Here is a 16,362-nt window from a genome sequence, read left to right as displayed (position 1 = left end):
CCATGTTTTCCAATTACCGCCAGTACTGGGACCTGACCAAGCCCAAGGTCGTCGCCCTGATCGTCTTCACCGCGCTGGTCGGCATGGTCCTGGCCATCCCCGGCGTGCCCAGCTGGGAGCAGGTGCGCGCCGGCCTGCTCGGCTTCCTCGGCATCTGGTTGGCGGCCTCGGCGGCCGCAGCGATCAACCAGCTGCTGGACGCGCACATCGATGCGCAGATGGCGCGTACTTCGTGGCGGCCGCTGGTGGTGGGCAAGGTCAAGCCGTGGCAGGTGCTGGTGTTTGCCGGCGTGCTGATCGTGCTGTCGATGGCCATCCTGGTGCTGTGGGTGAACCTGATCACCGCGGTGCTGACCTTCGCCTCGCTGATCGGCTACGCGGTGATCTACACCGTGTACCTCAAGCGCGCGACCTCGCAGAACATCGTGATCGGTGGACTGGCCGGCGCGATGCCGCCGATGCTGGGCTGGGCGGCGGTGACCGGCATGCAGGGCTCGTCGGACTGGGCGTATTCATCGCTGCTGGTGCTGATCATCTTCATCTGGACCCCGCCGCACTTCTGGGCGCTGGCGATCTTCCGCCGCGAGGACTACGCCAAGGCCGAGATCCCGATGCTGCCGGTGACCCACGGCGTGGTGCACACCCGCAAGCAGATCATGGTGTATTCGGTGGTGCTGGCGCTGGTCTGCCTGCTGCCGTACCTGGTGGGCATGAGCGGTGCGTTCTACCTTGGCGGCGCGATCGTGCTCAACGCCGTGTTCCTCTGGTACGCCTGGCGCATGCTGGACCCGCCGGACGAGCTGTTCTCGATGAAGATGTTCCATTACTCCATCGTGTACCTGATGGCGCTGTTCGCCTTCCTGCTGGTCGACCACTGGATCCTGCCCTGGTTGTGACGGGCTGATGCATCCACGCATGGCGTGGATTACCTTGAACCGCGGTTGAGACGTCTCCATTGCTGTTCCTGACCCCAAGGAAAGGAACGAGCAGGGATGCATTCGATCTTCCGCTGGACCGCTGCGCTTCTGTTGGCGCTGGGCATGGCCCTCAGTGCGCGTGCCGACGACACCGCCGCGCAGATCCGCCAGCACGCCGGCGACCACCGCCTGCTGGTACTGGGCGAATTCCACGGCACCCGCGAGACACCGCTGCTGGTGCGCCAGTTGGTGGACGACTACAGTCGTAACGGCCCGATCCTGCTGGCACTGGAACTGCCGCGCGGCGAAAACTCGACGCTGCGTGATTACCTGGCTTCCGATGGCGGGGCCGCGGCACGCCAGCGCCTGCACGGCCGCGCGTTCTGGACCGTGCGCGATGACCAGCACGATGGTCGCCGCAGCCGCGACATGCTGGCGATGATCGAAGGCCTGCGCGCACTGAAAGCGCAGGGGCGCGCGATCGAGGTGGTGGGCTACGACGTCAATCACAGTGACGGCGGCAGCCAGGCCCGCGATGACCGCATGGCCGCCGAACTGCGGCGCCTGTACCGGCGCCTGCCTGAAGGCGCACGCATGGTCGTGCTGACCGGCAATGTGCACGCCATGCTGCAGCGCCCGGCCGATGCGCCGCCGGAGATGCAGACCCAGCCGATGGCATCGGCACTGCGCGACCTGGATATCTACAGCGTGCGGCTGGAAGCGTTGCGCGGTCACTTCTGGGGATGCATGGATCGCTGCAAGGCATTGGCCCTGCTCGAACGGCCAGCGCGTGGGCCGGAGGTCAACACTCATGCCGGCCGCGAGTACGACCTGTGGGTGTGGATGCAACAGCTGAGCGTTGGCACGCTGCTGGAACCGTGATGGGTACCAGTAGATGCACGCCATGCGTGGATGGTTTCCCGCGGAATCCGCTGTATTCAGTGTCGGCTTCTGCGACCGAAGGCCGCCATTGCGCCCGTTGACCAGGCCGCCACGCTGTAGGGCTTTGCCGCGCTTTCAGCTTCCTGCGCGCGATGGGTCATAGATGCAAACTCATTCAACAAGCCGGTTGATCCAGGCCAGATATACAGGTGTTGCGGGATGACTCGCAATTCTGTGGAGCAATGTGGTCGTGATGAAGTTCCTTCTGCTGTGCGGTGCCTTCGTGGCGATCGCCGTGAATGCACCTGCACCGGATGAAGAGGCGGGCGCAGTCGGGCAATGGCTGCAGCAACGCGTCATGCAGGCGGCTGCACAGGCGAGCACGTCTCCTGCGGGCAGCTACCGTGTCGTGCGGTTGGCAGACCTGGATGCGCCCGAACAAGTGAAGCAGCAGCTTCGCGCTGACATCAAACGATCCAACGGTGTCGTGCAGGCTGCAGCAGGGAACATCCCCTCACAGGCTGAAATGCTGGCGACCGTGCCCCGCACTCAGCGGTCGGCGTCGGAACTGCGCCAGCGCCTGCCGCAGCCGCCCAGCAGCCTGGCAGCCAGCCTCCTGGGTCCGGCCGAGCTGATAGGGATGGAGCCCAGTGGCGCGCTGGAGGGAGGCAGGTCCTCGGGACTGAGCCGTTTCTTCCAGTTGGAAGGCGTCGGCGTCGTGGAATTCAGCGAGAACAACTTCGTCGCTGCGGGCACGCATATCGAGGTCATCGCCGAGGCACAGAACACAACGGTGAAAGGCGCGCCCGCGCACGTGAAGAAGAGCGCGGACAGTGCCGGCCGCACCCGCGTCGAGCTTGCCTGGACAGGAGACAGCAAGACCTACAGCTTGATCGCCACCGGCGAACGGGGGAGCGACGTGGAGCGCAACGCGCGAGTGCTGCACGACATCGCTGCGGATATTGTGGATTAGCGGCGCTGCGAGAGTCATCCACGCATGGCGTGGATCTACTATGGATGCACGCCATGCGCGGATGCGTGTTCCGGCAACAACCCGCGCGCCCGGTCAGGGCGCGCGCTTGGCATACCGCTGCGCGATCACGCCGCAGACGATCAGCTGGATCTGGTGGTAGATCATCACGGGCAGCACGATGGCGCCCAGGCTGCCGCCGGCGAACAGCACCTTGGCGATCGGCACACCGGTGGCCAGGCTCTTCTTCGAGCCGCAGAACACGATGGCGATCTCGTCTTCGCGGTTGAAGCGCAGGCGGCGGGCAATGAAGGTGATCAGCGGCATGGCGATGCCCAGCAGCACGGCGGCAACCACCGCTACGGCCAGCAGCGAGAGCAGCGGCGTCTTGCTCCACAGGCCCTCGGTGACGGCCTCGCCGAACGCCGAGTACACCACCAGCAGGATTGTGGCCTGATCGGTATAGCGCAGCAGCGCGCGCTGCTTCTCCACCCAGCCGGCGATCCACGGCCGCAGCAGGTGGCCGGCCACGAACGGCACCAGCAGCTGCAGCATGATGCCGCCGATCGCATGCAGCGGATCGTGGATGCCGCCGGAGGTTCCGGCCAGTGCGGTCAGCAGCAGGGGCGTGAGGAACACGCCAAGGATGCTCGACAGTGAAGCACTGCACACCGCTGCGGGTACGTTGCCGCGCGCCATTGAAGTGAACGCGATGGACGACTGCACGGTGGAGGGCAGGGTGCACAGGAACAGCACGCCCAGGTAAAGCTCCGGGGTCAGCAGCCAGCCGGACAGCGGCTTGAACATCAGGCCCAGCAGCGGGAACAGGATGAAGGTGCAGGCCAGGATGGTCAGATGCAGCCGCCAGTGCAGCATGCCGCCGATGATCGACTCACGCGGCAGGCGCGCGCCATGCAGGAAGAACAGCGCTGCGATGGCCACCGTGGTGACGTCGTCGAGGACGATGGCGGCGGCGCCCTTCATCGGCAGCAGCGAGGCCAGGCCGACGGTGCACAGCAGGGCGAGGGTGAAGTTGTCAGGTCGCAGGCGCGACCACCAGCGGGTCATGGTGGGCAGAGTCCTTGGGGCGGAGGAGTCAGGGTGAAGCGGCGGGCGCGGCCAGGCGTTGGCGGGTGGCAGCTTCCAGCGACGTCAGGCCGGCACGTTGGCCGAGCTGCAGGGCCTGTTCCGGGCTGGCGTGTTCGTAGCGCGCAGTGACCAGGCCGAGCACGGCACCGGCGCGGTTGCCGGACGCGCAGTGCAGCAGCACCGGACCTGCGCTCTGCTGCAGGGCCTGGTGGACGGCGCGCAGGTTGGCCGCATCCAGGCCATCGGCCCCGGCCACGGGAATGCGTACGTAGCGCAGGCCCAGCGATTCGGCCATGCCGGCTTCGTCGAAGCCGCGGTCCTCATCCGGCTGGCGCAGGTCGATCACCGTGCGCACGCCCTGCGCAGCCAACGCCTGTAGTTGTGTGGCGCTGGGCTGGCCGCCGGCATACAGGCCGGGGCGGACTTCATTGAGAGGGGCGGTTTCGGCCAGGGCCGTCAGCGGCAGGCAGAGCGACAACAACAGCAGGCAGGTCAGGCGCAGCAGCATGGTCTTCTCCGGGAAAGCAATCTGCCGCTACAGGCGCAGTCCGGCGCGGGCCTTCAGCAGCTCGCGCAGTTCGTACTTGTCAGTATCGTCCAGACCCTGCTGGCGCTGCTTTGCCAACAACTCCTCCAGACGTTGCACCAGCAGCTGTTTCTCCAGCTGGGCCACGGCGTCGTGCAGTTCCTGGGTCCAGCTGGCTTCAGTGCCAGGCAGCGTCTGCGCCGCCAGCGTATGCAGCGAGGCCTGCTCTTCACGGCCGTCGAAGTGTTCCAGCAGGGCGCCGGTACTGATGTCCGGGCGCTGCTCGACCAGCCCCAGCAGTTCCAGCAGCAGCTCCACCCCGGGCAGGCGCAGGCCCTGGAAGTGATGCTGGCCGCCCAGCGTGAGCGCCAGCGAGGGCTGCTGCAGCAGCACGGCGATCGCGCCGCGCACCAGGCTGCGCTTGGCCACCGGCTGGATCGTTCGCGAGGGCTGGCGCTGCGGCATTGGTGCGCGCGCGGACGCGGCATTGCCGCCGAGGCCGGTCAGCTGCGCCAGCTGCTGCTTCATCAGGTCGCCGAAGGCGCCATCGGGAATCTGCGCCAGCATCGGCTTGGCGCGCTCGGCCAGGCGTGCCTTGCCGTCCAGCGTGCCCAGGTTGATCTCGCGGGTGAGTTCGTCGAAGAAGAACTGCGACAGCGGCGTGGCCTGCTTCAGGCGCTCGTTGAACGCCTCGGCGCCTTCCTTGCGCACGATGGTGTCCGGGTCTTCGCCGTCGGGCAGGAACAGGAAGAACGCCTGGCGGCCATCCTTCATGCGCGGCAGCACCGACTCCAGCGCCTTCCAGCCGGCACGGCGGCCGGCGGCATCACCGTCGAAGCAGAAGAACACGTCCGGCGCGTTGCGGAACAGCAGCTCGGCATGGTCCGGCGTGGTCGCGGTGCCCAGCGTCGCCACCGCCTGGGTGACCCCGAACTGGAACAGCGAGACCACGTCCATGTAGCCCTCGACCACGATCAGCCGCTCGATCTTCTGGTTGGCCTGGCGCACCTGCCACAGGCCGTACAGTTCGCGGCCCTTGTGGAACAGCGCGGTCTCGGGCGAGTTGAGGTACTTGGGGCCGTCGTCCTTCTCGAACACGCGGCCGCCGAAGGCGATGACCCGGCCACGACGGTCGAAGATCGGGAACATCACCCGGTCGCGGAACTTGTCGTAGACGTGGCCGCGGTCGTTCTTGGAGAACAGGCCGGCGCGATCGAGCAGCTTCATGCGCCGCTCGTCCTTGCCCAGCGCATCGCGCAGGCCGCTGTAGCCATCCGGCGCATAGCCGATCTGGAAGCGCGCCCGGTTTTCCTCATCGACGCCACGGCCGTCGAGATAGCTGCGTGCCTTGTCGCTGCCCTGCAGGTTGTTCTGGAAGAACCTGGTGGCCGCCTCCAGCGCCGAGTACAGCTCGCGGCTGTCATCCTGCTGCTGGGGGCTGCGTGGGTTCTCGTTGCGCGGCACTTCCATGCCGGCGCGCTTGGCCAGTTCATCCACCGCATCGAGGAACTCGAGGCGGTCGTAATTCATCAGGAAGCTGATCGCGGTGCCGTGCGCGCCGCAGCCGAAGCAGTGATAGAACTGCTTGGTGGGCGAGACCGTGAACGAGGCCGAGCGCTCGTCATGGAATGGGCAGCGCGCCGCGTACTCCTTGCCCTGGCGCTTCAGCGGCACGCGGCTGCCCACCACCTCGACGATGTCGGTGCGGGCCAGCAGGTCGTCGATGAAAGCGTCGGGGATACGGGCCATGGGCAACAGAACGGGGCGCGGCCGCCAGGGCGCGCTGCAGGGGGCGGCAGGTTCCCCTAGTTTACTCGCTGGCGATGCCGGGACCGGCCTGTTGGCCTTCAGTGCCGGCACGGGCCAGCTGCGCCCGTGCATGCTGGCGTTCGTCGATCACCGCGGTCATCAGCGCACCGACGAAGAACACGGCGGTGGCGTAGTAGATCCAGACCAGCGCGATCACCAGTGCGCCCATCGACCCGTAGGCACTGCCCGGGGCCACGGTAGCGATGTAGACGCCGATGCCATAGCGGCCCAGGGTGAAAAGCACCGAGGTGATGGCACCGCCGATGAAGGCCTGGCGCCAGGCCACGCGGCGGTCCGGCAGGTAGTGGTAGAGGAAGGCGAAGGCCAGCGTGTACAGCAGCAGCGAGGTCAGGTAGCCGATCGCAGGCAGTACCGAGGGCAGCTGCGCGAACACCACCTGCAGGGCGGTGGTGGCGGTCATCGACAGGATCAGCAGGAAGCCCAGCGCCAGCACCACGCCGAACGAGAACACGCGCTTGCGCAGCCAGGCCTTGATGCCCTCCAGGCGCTGGCCGCTGGTGTGGAAGATCCGGTTCAGCGCGTTCTGCAGCTGGGCGAACACGGCGGTGGCACCGACGAACAGCAGCAACGTGCTCCACAGCCCGGCCAGCGATCCGACGCTGGGCTGGCTGTTGGCGTTGTGCAGCACGGTGTCGGCGACGCTGGCCACGCTGCTGCCGGCCACCGAGCCGATCTGGCTGATCAGTGCCTGTTGCGCGGGCGGGTACAGCGAGGCGGTCAGCCACAGCAGCAGCACCAGCAGCGGCGCCATCGACAGCAGGGCGTAGAAGGAGACCGAGGCGGCCTGGGTCAGCACGTCGATTTCGACGAAGCGCTTGGCCACCGCCATCGGAAAGCTGTCCTGCAGGCGATCAGCGTAGTGGCGAAGCCGTGCGGGGATGCCGTGGGGGGGCGTGTCGGCGGGGGAGTGCGATGGCTCGACCATGGGGATGTTGTAGCAGCCGGGGGTCGAAGGTGCGGTGAAGCGGGTGCATCGATGGGGTCAGAGCCCTTCCGCAGGGCGAAAGGGATCCGACCCCGGCAAGGGCTTATGCCAGCTGCTGCTTGACCAGCTTGGACACCAGGCCCATGTCGGCCTGGCCGGCGAGCTTGGGCTTCAGCGCGCCCATCAGCTTGCCCATGTCGGCCGGGCCGGAAGCACCGGTTTCGGCGATGGCGGCCTGGATGGCGGCCACGATCTCGGCTTCACCCATCTTGGCCGGCAGGTAGGCTTCGATGACCACGATCTCGGCACGCTCGATCTCGGCCAGGTCTTCGCGGTTGGCGGCTTCGAACTGGCTGACCGAGTCCTTGCGCTGCTTGACCATCTTGTCGAGCACGGCGATCACGGCGGTGTCATCCAGCTCGATGCGCTCGTCCACTTCGCGCTGCTTGATGGCGGCGTTGATCAGGCGGATCACGCCCAGCTTGTGCTTCTCGCCCGCCTTCATGGCGGCCTTCATGTCTTCGGTGAGCTGCTGCTTCATGCTCATGAGGAACCTCGTGGTGGTAGGTAGGGCGGGGCGGATGCCCGGACCCGGAAACGCAAAAAGCCGGCGACGCTCGCGCGTGCCGGCTTCGGCTTCACCGCGGAAGGACGAGCCCGCCGCAATGAAGATGCGTCCGATCAGTACAGGCGCTGACGCTTGGTGACGTCGCGCGACGAGCGGCGCAGCTGACGCTTCACAGCAGCGGCAGCCTTGCGCTTGCGCTCCTGGGTCGGCTTTTCGTAGAACTCGCGCTTGCGGGTTTCGGCCAGCACACCGGCCTTTTCGCAAGTGCGCTTGAAGCGGCGAAGAGCAAACTCGAAGGGCTCGTTCTCGCGGACTTTGACGCTGGGCATGGAATCTCCGGGACACAGTAGAACCGGGTCACGCCCGGCGAGCCGCACATTATAGCGGCGAATAGACAAACTGCAAGCGGCCAACCCTGAATACGGGCCAGAGGTTCGAAAGCAGTGAGACCTGCGCGTCCCCCGAGGAGGCGGCAGGGGCGTCATAATAGCAGGCATGCGAGTCCTTGGCATCGAATCTTCCTGTGATGAGACCGGCGTGGCGGTGTATGACACCGACCTGGCCGGCAGCGCGGCCCTGCGCGCCCATGCGGTCTACAGCCAGATCGCCCTGCACGCCGAATATGGCGGTGTGGTGCCCGAGCTGGCCAGCCGCGACCACGTGCGCAAGCTGCTGCCGCTGGTGCGCCAGACCCTGGCCGAGGCCGGCCTTGGCGTGGGCGACATCGATGGCGTGGCCTACACCGCTGGCCCCGGCCTGGTCGGCGCCCTGCTGGTGGGCGCGGGCGTGGCGCGTTCGTTGGCCTGGGCGCTGGAGGTACCCGCAGTGGGTGTCCACCATATGGAAGGCCATCTGCTGGCGCCGTTGATGGAAGACGACCCGCCGCAGGCGCCGTTCGTGGCCCTTCTGGTGTCCGGTGGCCATACCCAACTGGTGGCGGTGGACGCGATTGGCCAGTACCGCCTGCTGGGCGAGACCCTGGACGACGCAGCCGGCGAGGCCTTCGACAAGACCGCCAAGCTGATGGGCCTGCCGTACCCGGGCGGCCCGCAGCTGGCCAGGCTGGCCGAGCAGGGCACGCCGGGCGCGTACCGCTTCGCACGGCCGATGACCGACCGCCCGGGGCTGGATTTCAGCTTCTCGGGCCTGAAGACCCAGGTCCTGATGGCCTGGCGCGACAGTGACCAGAGCGAACAGACCCGCGCCGACATCGCCCGTGGCTTTGAAGATGCCGTGGTCGAGACCCTGTCGATCAAGTGCGAGCGCGCGCTGGAAGCCGCGGGGACCAACGTGATCGTGGTGGCCGGTGGCGTCGGTGCCAACACGCGCCTGCGCGCACGCCTGAAGCAGATGGCCGAGCGCCTCGGCGGCCGTGCCTGCTTCCCGCGCCCGGCACTGTGCACCGACAACGGCGCGATGATCGCCTTCGCCGGCGCACTGCGCCTGCAGGCCGGCCAGCACAGCCCGCCGAAGGTGGACGTGACCCCGCGCTGGGACATGGCCACCCTGCCGGCGGTGTGAACCCCGACCGCCGCGCTCTGTAGCGTCGAGCCATGCTCGACTGCGCGTGATCGAGGCTACGCACGCGCACCCAACGGCGACGCCGCCAGCACGGTCGTGGCCCGCTCGTGGCGCTGCAGCCACTCCAGCGTATGCGGGCAGCGCGCATGGATCAGCCGCCCGATCGCGGCCAGGTCGGCACCGAGGTCGCGTTCCAGGATCGGTTCGTGGTGGACGATGCGGTTGCGCAGGTGGCGGATGCGGCCGATGTCTGTATGCATGGCTTTCCTGATCACGCTTGGATGAGCTGCAGGCGCATGGCGCAGAACCGTCCCGAGCGCCGGTATCCACAGCGTGTCGTCGAAGCGACAGGTGAAGAGCTGCTGCCAGAACACCATCGGCAGGTCAGCGACGATCCCGGGTGTATCTGTTGCGCGGCTGGCGGCCTGTTCCAGCGCGACTCTGGCTGAGGTGGATGAAGAGGCAGGTAGCCTGCGTCGGAAGGCGTCGTTCCAAGGCCACTGCGGGCCGTGCTGTCGGGCCAATGCCGATGCCGCTGCGTTGCGTGTGACCACTTCGCACAGGTGGACCGGCATCAGCAACGCGCCGCACATCCGCATGTTCCACACGTACACGGATTCGGCAGTAACGTCAGGGCCGCAGCTTGATGCGATTCTCTCGTAGGTCGACAACCGCTCCGCTGACAACGCGCGCCTCAATGCATCGTATGCAGCCATCTTGAAGTGCGGTGGTGAAGGGAAGACGCAGGTTGTCGAGGGATCGAGTCGGCCACCATCAGGAAACCTCCTTGCGTGCGTCGCCTGTTTCCCGCGTTTCGGCCGGGGCGAATACGAGGGTCTGCGGTGTCGGGATTGGCCTTGACCCACCGTTTGATGACTGACTAGTCTGGGCACCTGCGCCACCGGGACTCGCGGCTTGAGAAAGCTCCCCCCGGGGACAAAGGTAGTACCAAAGGGCCCCGCTAGCGGAGCCCTTTGTTTTTTCTGGTGCCGCGTCCCTGCCGGCCGCCTACCGCCCGTTCCGGTCAGGCTCACCGCCGTGCCGTTACCATGGTTGCCTGTATTCGGCTGGTAACCGCAATGGACAAGGTTTTCATCGAGGGGCTGACGATCGACGCCCTGATCGGTATCTACGATTGGGAACGACGGATCCGCCAGGACCTGGTGTTCGACCTGGAAATGGGCTTCGACAACCGTCGCCCCGCAGCCACCGACGACATCGCCCACACCCTGAACTACAAGGCGGTGAGCAAGCGCCTGGAGCAGTTCGTGCGTGAGTCGGAGTTCGGCCTGGTCGAGACCCTGGCCGAGCGCTGCGCGCAGATCGTGCTGGACGAGTTCGACGTGAAGTGGCTGCGCCTGAAGCTGAGCAAGCCGGGCGCGGTGCGCGGCGCGCGCGCGGTGGGCGTGATCATCGAACGCACGCGGGACTGACCCGGTAGTGCCGGCCGCTGGCCGGCAATTCCAACAACAACGACAAAGCAAGGAGACAACCGATGGTGGACGCGGTGGTGGCGGTACAGTGGCTGGAAAAGCTGCAGAACACACTGGAACCCTATCCCGGCGCCTACCTGGCGTTGATGATCACGGCGCTGCTGGTCGCAGCGGGCCTGGCCAACTGGGTAACCAAGCGCATTCTGGTGCGCGGGCTGCGGCGACTGCTGCAGCGCCTGCCGGGAGCCGAGTCCGGGCGCGGCAGCCATCTGATGCGGGTGATCTCGCGCCTGTCCAACGTGGTGCCCAGCCAGGTGATCGCCTCGGGCATCACCCTGATACCTGACCTGCCGCCAAACCTGGTCAACGTCATCATCAAGCTGTGCATCGTGTGGGCCGTACTGACGGTGTCGATGGCGTTCTCGCATGCGCTGGACGCGGCCAACAGCCTGTACGAACGCAAGCCAGATGCACGCAACAAGCCGATCAAGGGCTACCTGCAGGTGGTCAAGATCGTGGTGTTCGTGGCTGCCGGCCTGACCATCATCGCCACCCTGTTGGGCGTAGCGCTGGGCCCGCTGGTCACCGGCCTCGGCGCGGCCACCGCGGTGCTGATGCTGATCTTCCAGGACACCATCCTGTCGCTGGTGGCCAGCGTGCAGATCAGCGGCGATGGCCGCGTGCGCATCGGCGACTGGATCGAGATGCCCAGTCAGAACGCCGACGGTGACGTCATCGACATCGCGCTGCACACCGTGACCGTGCAGAACTTCGACAAGACCATCACCACCATCCCGACCAAGAAGCTGGTGACCGAGTCGTTCAAGAACTGGCGCGGCATGCAGGAGGCCGGTGGCCGCCGCATCAAGCGCGCGCTGTACCTGGACCAGCACAGCGTCGGCTTCCTGGACGAGGGTGACCTGGCTTTCCTCGGCGAGTTCGCGCTGCTGCGCGACTACCTGCACGAGAAGGCGCAGGAGCTGGGGCAGTGGAACGGGCGCCTGCGCGAACAGGGCGTGGCCGAGGTCAACAGCCGCCGGGTGACCAACCTGGGCACGTTCCGCGCCTATGTGGAGCGCTACCTGCGCAGCCATCCGGGCATCCATACCGACATGACGTTGCTGGTACGGCAGCTGCAGCCGACCACCGAGGGCCTGCCGCTGGAGCTGTACTGCTTCACCCGCAGCACCGCCTGGGGCGAGTACGAGGCGGTGCAGTCGGACATTTTCGACCACCTGCTGGCGATCCTGCCGGCCTTCGGGCTGCGGGTGTTCCAGGCCTCCAGCGATGCCATGTTGATGGCCGGGCAGCGCCTGTTGGCCGGCTCGGAGTAAGCTGCGAGGCCTCCGGCGGGACCGTACGGATCCGGCTGGAGCCTGAAACTGAATGACGAAACCTCTCGCCAAATGGCTCGGGACCGCTAGAATGCCGGGCTTGTAAACGTTTTCATCAAGGACTGCTGGTGGCCTCCGATCGCATCGAATCCCTCATTGCCCAGATGACCGTCGAGGAAAAGGTCGGCCAGCTGGGTGTCTTCGCGGACATGGTCCGCCCGTTCGCCCCGGACGTGAACCCGGAAGCCAACGTGCGCAATGCCGACCAGGTGCTGCAGCAGGTGCGCGAGGGCAAGGTCGGCTCGCTGTTCAATGGTGTCGGCGCCGAGCTGGGCCGCCGCATCCAGCAGGTCGCCACCGAGGAGAGCCGCCTGGGCATCCCGGTGATCCTGGCCGCCGACGTCATCCACGGCATGCGCACCGTGTTCCCGATCCCGCTGGGCGAGGCTGCCAGCTTCGAACCGGACCTGGCCGAGCGCACCGCCCGCGCCACCGCCATCGAAGCGACCGCCGCCGGCCTGCACTGGACCTATGCGCCGGCCGTGGACATCGCCCGCGACCAGCGCTGGGGCCGTGGCGCCGAAGGTGCCGGTGAGGACGTGGTGCTGGGCTGTGCCTTCGCCGCCGCCCGCGTGCGCGGCTTCCAGGGCAGCGACCTGCGCGCCGACGATTCGCTGCTGGCCACGCCGAAGCATTTCGCTGCCTATGGCGCGGTGATGGCCGGCATGGAATACAACATGGTGGACATCTCGCCGCAGACCCTGCGCGACGTGCACCTGCCGCCGTTCAAGGCCGCTTTCGATGCCGGTGCGATCACCGTGATGTCCTCGTTCAACGACATCAACGGCGTGCCGGCCAGCGCCAACGCCGAACTGCTGACCGACATCCTGCGCGGTGAGTGGAAGTTCCCGGGCGTGGTGATCTCCGATTACACCGCCGACATGGAACTGGTCGCGCACGGCTACGCCGCCGATGACCGCGATGCCACCGCCAAGGCGTTCACCGCCGGCCTGGACCTGAGCATGCAGAGCGGTTTCTACGCCGAGCACCTGCCGGGCCTGGTCGAGAGCGGCGAAGTGCCGATGTCGGTGCTGGATGAGGGCGTGCGCCGCATCCTGTGGCTGAAGGAAACCATCGGCCTGTTCGACGATCCGTACCGTTCGCTGGACCCGGCACGCGAAGCCGATACCTCGCACATCGCCGCGCATGACGCACTGTCGCGCGATGCCGCACGCCGTTCGATCGTGCTGCTGAACAACCGCGACAACGTGCTGCCGCTGCAGAAGACCGGGCAGAAGATCGCGCTGATCGGCCCGTTCGTGCAGGACCGCGAGAACATCGAAGGCTGCTGGACGCTGTTCGGCGACAAACAGCGCTATGTGGACCTGGAAACCGGCGTGCGTGCCGCCATCGGCGATGAAGCGCTGCTGGAGATCGTGCCGGGCTGTGATCTGGAAACCGCGATTCCCGGTGGCACCGAAGCGGCCGTGGCCGCCGCCCTGCGCGCCGACGTGGTGGTGCTGGCGCTCGGCGAACCGCAGCGCTACAGCGGTGAAGCGCAGTCGCGCGTGGAGATCACCCTGCCGCCGGCACAGCAGGCGCTGGCCGAGGCCGTGGCGATGACCGGCAAGCCGCTGGTGGTGCTGCTGCGCAACGGCCGTGCGCTGGCGCTGCAGGGCGCGGTGCGCAATGCACAGGCGGTCGCGGTGACCTGGTACCTGGGCACGCAGACCGGCCATGCCGTGGCCGACGTGCTGTTCGGCGATTACAGCCCGTCCGGCCGCCTGCCGGTCAGTTTCCCGCAGGTGTCCGGCCAGCAGCCGTACTTCTACAACCACCCGCGCACCGGCCGCCCGGAGCTGCCGACCATGTCGGAGTTCAAGGCGCGCTGGCGCGAGATTCCGAACGAGCCGCTGTACCCGTTCGGCCACGGCATCGGCTACACCTCGTTCGACTACGGCGTGCCGCAGCTGAGTGCGGCCCAGCTGGGCTGGGACGAGACCCTGACCCTCACCACCACGCTGACCAACAGCGGTGAAGTGGCAGGCGAGGAAGTGGTGCAGCTGTACATCCACGACCGCGTGGCCAGCCGCGTGCGCCCGGTGCGTGAACTGAAGGACTTCCGCAAGGTGGCATTGCAGCCGGGCGAGTCGGCGGAGGTCGTGTTCACCCTGACCCGCGAGCAGCTGGCCTTCACCGGCCGCGACGGCGTGCTGCGTGCCGAGCCGGGTCAGTTCGAGGTGTGGGTGTGCGCCTCGTCGGCCGCTGGCGAAGCGGTGCAGTTCGAACTGCTGAAGGGCTGATCGAAGAAAAAGGGGACGGAGGGAATTAAGTCGTTTGTGCCATAGACGACTTAATTCCCTCCGTCCCCTTTTTGTTGCCATCACTGGCCCGGCGCTACCATCGGGGCCTTGATCCGATGGAGTTCGCGCATGCGCAAGATGGCTTTCCTTGTTCCGGCCCTGCTGCTGGCCGCCTGTTCGCAGCCGGCACCGCCGGCCGAGCCTGCTGCCGATGCGCCGCCGCCGATGACCGGTTCCACCCCGGCCGAAGCGGCAGCCAGCACCACGCCGGACCCGGCCGCTGCACCGCAGGCAGCGGCAGAACACGCCAGCGAAAACGCCGTCCCCGCCGCGGCCGAAGAGGGCGACGCACGCGCGCGCATCGACAGCGTGCTGGGCGACGCGGCGCAATACGAGAAGGTGTTCAACGCGTTCAAGACCGCCGTGGTCGGTGGTGACCGCGCGGCCGTGGTGGAGGAAGTACGCTTCCCGCTGAACATCGCTGGTGGCAAGAAGATCAGCGGGCCGGGCGAGTTCCAGCGCAACTACGAGAAGATCATCACGCCGGCGGTGGTCAAGGCGATGTCCGGGCAGGACTTCGGCAAGGTGTTCGTCAACCAGCAGGGCGTGATGATCGGTGATGGGCAGGTCTGGCTGACCGGCGAGTGCCTGGACAAGGCCTGCGCCCGCACCGAGGTGAAGGTCGGCACCATCCAGTAAACGAGAACGGCCCCGCGTGCGGGGCCGTTGGGTAGGGGCGATGCCGGCCAGCGGCCGGCACTGCCGGGCGTCAGGTCTTCGGGGTGAGCTTCAGCAGGCGTGCCTTGCTGCCGTCTTCCAGCAGCCACAGCGCGCCATCCGGGCCCTGTTCCACTTCGCGGATGCGCTCGCCCATGTTGAAGCGCTCGGCTTCGCGCGCGCTGTCGCCGTCGAAGGCCACGCGCACCAGCGAGGTGGAGGACAGGCCGCCGATGAAGCCGCTGCCCTTCCACTGCGGGAACAGGGTGCCGCTGTAGATCACGAAGCCGGCCGGGGAGATCACCGGCGTCCAGGTCACCTTCGGCGCGGCGAATTCCGGACGGGTGTCGTGGTCGGGAATCGGGCGGCCATCGTAGTGGTTGCCATTGGAGACAATCGGGTAGCCGTAGTTGGCGCCGCGTACGATCAGGTTCAGTTCGTCACCCCCGGCCGGGCCCATCTCGTGTGCCCACAGCTTGCCGTTGGCATCGAAGGCCATGCCGAGGATGTTGCGGTGGCCCAGCGACCATACCTGTGCGGCGACGCCCCCCTGCGAGGCGAACGGATTGTCGGCGGGCAGGCTGCCATCGTCGTTGAGGCGGATGATCTTGCCGAGGTTGCCGCTCATGTCCTGCGCCGGATCGAATTTCTGCCGCTCGCTGGAGCTGATCCACAGCTTGCCGTCCGGGCCGAAGGCGAGGCGGTGGCCGTAGTGGCCCTCGCCGCTGACCTTGGGGCTCTGCCGCCAGATCACCTTCAGGTCCTTCAGCTGGCCGGCGCCGTTGGCGTCCAGCGCCAGCGTGGCACGGGCGACGGCGGCACCACGGGTATCCAGCGTGCCTTCCTCGGCGTAGCTGAGGTAGATCACGTGGTTGCGGGCGAACTGTGGATGCAGGATCACGTCGCCGAAGCCGCCCTGGCCGCCATAGGCAACCTTCGGCACGCCGGTGATCTCATGCTTCTGGCCGCTGGCCAGATCCAGATGCTGCAGCTTGCCGCGCTTCTCGGTGACCAGCAGGCTGCCGTCGGGCAGGAAGGTCATCGCCCACGGTTGGTCGAAGCGGCTGACTTCGGTGGCGGTGAACGGGCGTTGGTCGGCGGCGCTGGTGGAAGCGGCGTTGGCGGCGGCCGGTGTCGTATCCGGACCGGCAGCATTGCAGGCGGAGGTGGCGAGGATCGGCACCAGGCCGAGGGCGAGCAGCAGGGGCGTGCGGGTCATGGGTATCTCCAGTGCGGGGATGCGGATGGCCGGGCTGTCCCTTGTATACCATCGCAGCCGTGACCGTCGTGGCCCGAAGGTCCTGCGACCCCTGTGCGGCGGCTGTGGGATCGTCTAGGGTGGGCACG

16 protein-coding genes are annotated in these 16,362 nt (G+C 67.1%); 8 read left to right on the top strand and 8 right to left on the bottom strand.

All coding sequences use genetic code 11. The annotated features are described in order from the left end of the window. The first annotated feature begins 2 nt into the window (after positions 1-2). From cyoE to AC5P7U_RS18555, 3 genes are all read left to right on the top strand, one after another. The gene (gene cyoE, locus AC5P7U_RS18565; protein WP_004153903.1) at positions 3-896 is read left to right on the top strand and encodes a heme o synthase; all 894 of its coding nucleotides are present in this window, start codon (positions 3-5) and stop codon (positions 894-896) included. Between the two features lie 96 nt (positions 897-992). Then, entirely contained in the window at positions 993-1,799 is an 807-nt protein-coding gene (locus tag AC5P7U_RS18560; protein WP_414555365.1) for a calcium-binding protein, read from the top strand. A 253-nt stretch (positions 1,800-2,052) separates the two neighbouring features. Continuing rightward, the gene (locus AC5P7U_RS18555; protein ID WP_414555363.1) at positions 2,053-2,772 is read left to right on the top strand and encodes a hypothetical protein; all 720 of its coding nucleotides are present in this window, start codon (positions 2,053-2,055) and stop codon (positions 2,770-2,772) included. A gap of 93 nt (positions 2,773-2,865) precedes the next feature. Here AC5P7U_RS18555 and AC5P7U_RS18550 read toward each other — a convergent pair whose 3' ends face one another. The 6 genes from AC5P7U_RS18550 to rpsU all read right to left on the bottom strand — a co-directional run bounded on the left by AC5P7U_RS18550 (position 2,866) and on the right by rpsU (position 8,036). After that, positions 2,866-3,837 (bottom strand): bile acid:sodium symporter family protein, encoded by a 972-nt coding sequence (locus AC5P7U_RS18550; RefSeq protein ID WP_101764793.1) that lies wholly within the window; start codon positions 3,835-3,837, stop codon positions 2,866-2,868. Positions 3,838-3,865: 28 nt separating this feature from the next. Continuing rightward, positions 3,866-4,366 carry a protein tyrosine phosphatase family protein gene (locus AC5P7U_RS18545; protein WP_197564135.1) on the bottom strand — a complete coding sequence of 167 codons (501 nt, stop codon included), beginning with the start codon at positions 4,364-4,366 and terminating at the stop codon, positions 3,866-3,868. A gap of 27 nt (positions 4,367-4,393) precedes the next feature. Then, complete coding sequence (gene dnaG, locus AC5P7U_RS18540) at positions 4,394-6,133, bottom strand: DNA primase (protein WP_197564136.1); 1,740 nt, start codon at positions 6,131-6,133, stop codon at positions 4,394-4,396. A 61-nt stretch (positions 6,134-6,194) separates the two neighbouring features. Next, the gene (locus tag AC5P7U_RS18535) at positions 6,195-7,139 is read right to left on the bottom strand and encodes a YihY/virulence factor BrkB family protein (protein ID WP_414555360.1); all 945 of its coding nucleotides are present in this window, start codon (positions 7,137-7,139) and stop codon (positions 6,195-6,197) included. Between the two features lie 103 nt (positions 7,140-7,242). Then, the gene (locus tag AC5P7U_RS18530) at positions 7,243-7,686 is read right to left on the bottom strand and encodes a GatB/YqeY domain-containing protein (RefSeq protein WP_004153909.1); all 444 of its coding nucleotides are present in this window, start codon (positions 7,684-7,686) and stop codon (positions 7,243-7,245) included. A 134-nt stretch (positions 7,687-7,820) separates the two neighbouring features. Next, complete coding sequence (rpsU, locus tag AC5P7U_RS18525) at positions 7,821-8,036, bottom strand: 30S ribosomal protein S21 (protein ID WP_002808376.1); 216 nt, start codon at positions 8,034-8,036, stop codon at positions 7,821-7,823. Between the two features lie 166 nt (positions 8,037-8,202). Between rpsU and tsaD the strand changes: the two genes are divergently transcribed. Next, the gene (gene tsaD / locus AC5P7U_RS18520; RefSeq protein ID WP_133936387.1) at positions 8,203-9,228 is read left to right on the top strand and encodes a tRNA (adenosine(37)-N6)-threonylcarbamoyltransferase complex transferase subunit TsaD; all 1,026 of its coding nucleotides are present in this window, start codon (positions 8,203-8,205) and stop codon (positions 9,226-9,228) included. A 56-nt stretch (positions 9,229-9,284) separates the two neighbouring features. Here tsaD and AC5P7U_RS18515 read toward each other — a convergent pair whose 3' ends face one another. Further along, complete coding sequence (locus AC5P7U_RS18515; RefSeq protein ID WP_414555358.1) at positions 9,285-9,944, bottom strand: hypothetical protein; 660 nt, start codon at positions 9,942-9,944, stop codon at positions 9,285-9,287. Positions 9,945-10,307: 363 nt separating this feature from the next. Between AC5P7U_RS18515 and folB the strand changes: the two genes are divergently transcribed. The 4 genes from folB to AC5P7U_RS18495 all read left to right on the top strand — a co-directional run bounded on the left by folB (position 10,308) and on the right by AC5P7U_RS18495 (position 14,997). Then, positions 10,308-10,661, top strand: a complete 354-nt coding sequence (gene folB, locus AC5P7U_RS18510; RefSeq protein ID WP_005407807.1) for a dihydroneopterin aldolase — start codon at positions 10,308-10,310, stop codon at positions 10,659-10,661. Between the two features lie 62 nt (positions 10,662-10,723). Continuing rightward, positions 10,724-11,995, top strand: a complete 1,272-nt coding sequence (locus tag AC5P7U_RS18505) for a mechanosensitive ion channel family protein (protein WP_414555356.1) — start codon at positions 10,724-10,726, stop codon at positions 11,993-11,995. 128 nt (positions 11,996-12,123) lie between these two features. Beyond that, complete coding sequence (locus AC5P7U_RS18500) at positions 12,124-14,298, top strand: glycoside hydrolase family 3 N-terminal domain-containing protein (RefSeq protein ID WP_414555354.1); 2,175 nt, start codon at positions 12,124-12,126, stop codon at positions 14,296-14,298. Between the two features lie 129 nt (positions 14,299-14,427). Beyond that, positions 14,428-14,997 (top strand): hypothetical protein, encoded by a 570-nt coding sequence (locus AC5P7U_RS18495; protein ID WP_414555352.1) that lies wholly within the window; start codon positions 14,428-14,430, stop codon positions 14,995-14,997. A 70-nt stretch (positions 14,998-15,067) separates the two neighbouring features. On the opposite strand, the gene AC5P7U_RS18490 is transcribed toward AC5P7U_RS18495, so the two are convergent. Beyond that, complete coding sequence (locus AC5P7U_RS18490; RefSeq protein WP_308308882.1) at positions 15,068-16,234, bottom strand: PQQ-dependent sugar dehydrogenase; 1,167 nt, start codon at positions 16,232-16,234, stop codon at positions 15,068-15,070. Between the last annotated feature and the right edge of the window lie 128 nt (positions 16,235-16,362).

Source organism: Stenotrophomonas sp. YJH_SMC_57, assembly GCF_059369755.1.
The sequence above is the reverse complement of the archived record's forward strand: the minus strand, read 5'-3'. Positions and strand labels throughout refer to the sequence as shown.

What these genes read in the sequence shown, in the direction of transcription:
- AC5P7U_RS18505 (WP_414555356.1), top strand. Translation starts at nt 10,724, where the DNA reads ATGGTGGACGCGGTGGTGGCGGTACAGTGGCTGGAAAAGCTGCAGAAC.
- AC5P7U_RS18490 (WP_308308882.1), bottom strand. Translation starts at nt 16,234, where the DNA reads ATGACCCGCACGCCCCTGCTGCTCGCCCTCGGCCTGGTGCCGATCCTC.
- cyoE (WP_004153903.1), top strand. Translation starts at nt 3, where the DNA reads ATGTTTTCCAATTACCGCCAGTACTGGGACCTGACCAAGCCCAAGGTC.
- AC5P7U_RS18550 (WP_101764793.1), bottom strand. Translation starts at nt 3,837, where the DNA reads ATGACCCGCTGGTGGTCGCGCCTGCGACCTGACAACTTCACCCTCGCC.
- AC5P7U_RS18555 (WP_414555363.1), top strand. Translation starts at nt 2,053, where the DNA reads ATGAAGTTCCTTCTGCTGTGCGGTGCCTTCGTGGCGATCGCCGTGAAT.
- rpsU (WP_002808376.1), bottom strand. Translation starts at nt 8,036, where the DNA reads ATGCCCAGCGTCAAAGTCCGCGAGAACGAGCCCTTCGAGTTTGCTCTT.
- AC5P7U_RS18560 (WP_414555365.1), top strand. Translation starts at nt 993, where the DNA reads ATGCATTCGATCTTCCGCTGGACCGCTGCGCTTCTGTTGGCGCTGGGC.
- AC5P7U_RS18545 (WP_197564135.1), bottom strand. Translation starts at nt 4,366, where the DNA reads ATGCTGCTGCGCCTGACCTGCCTGCTGTTGTTGTCGCTCTGCCTGCCG.
- dnaG (WP_197564136.1), bottom strand. Translation starts at nt 6,133, where the DNA reads ATGGCCCGTATCCCCGACGCTTTCATCGACGACCTGCTGGCCCGCACC.
- AC5P7U_RS18530 (WP_004153909.1), bottom strand. Translation starts at nt 7,686, where the DNA reads ATGAGCATGAAGCAGCAGCTCACCGAAGACATGAAGGCCGCCATGAAG.
- tsaD (WP_133936387.1), top strand. Translation starts at nt 8,203, where the DNA reads ATGCGAGTCCTTGGCATCGAATCTTCCTGTGATGAGACCGGCGTGGCG.
- AC5P7U_RS18515 (WP_414555358.1), bottom strand. Translation starts at nt 9,944, where the DNA reads ATGGCTGCATACGATGCATTGAGGCGCGCGTTGTCAGCGGAGCGGTTG.
- AC5P7U_RS18535 (WP_414555360.1), bottom strand. Translation starts at nt 7,139, where the DNA reads ATGGTCGAGCCATCGCACTCCCCCGCCGACACGCCCCCCCACGGCATC.
- AC5P7U_RS18495 (WP_414555352.1), top strand. Translation starts at nt 14,428, where the DNA reads ATGCGCAAGATGGCTTTCCTTGTTCCGGCCCTGCTGCTGGCCGCCTGT.
- folB (WP_005407807.1), top strand. Translation starts at nt 10,308, where the DNA reads ATGGACAAGGTTTTCATCGAGGGGCTGACGATCGACGCCCTGATCGGT.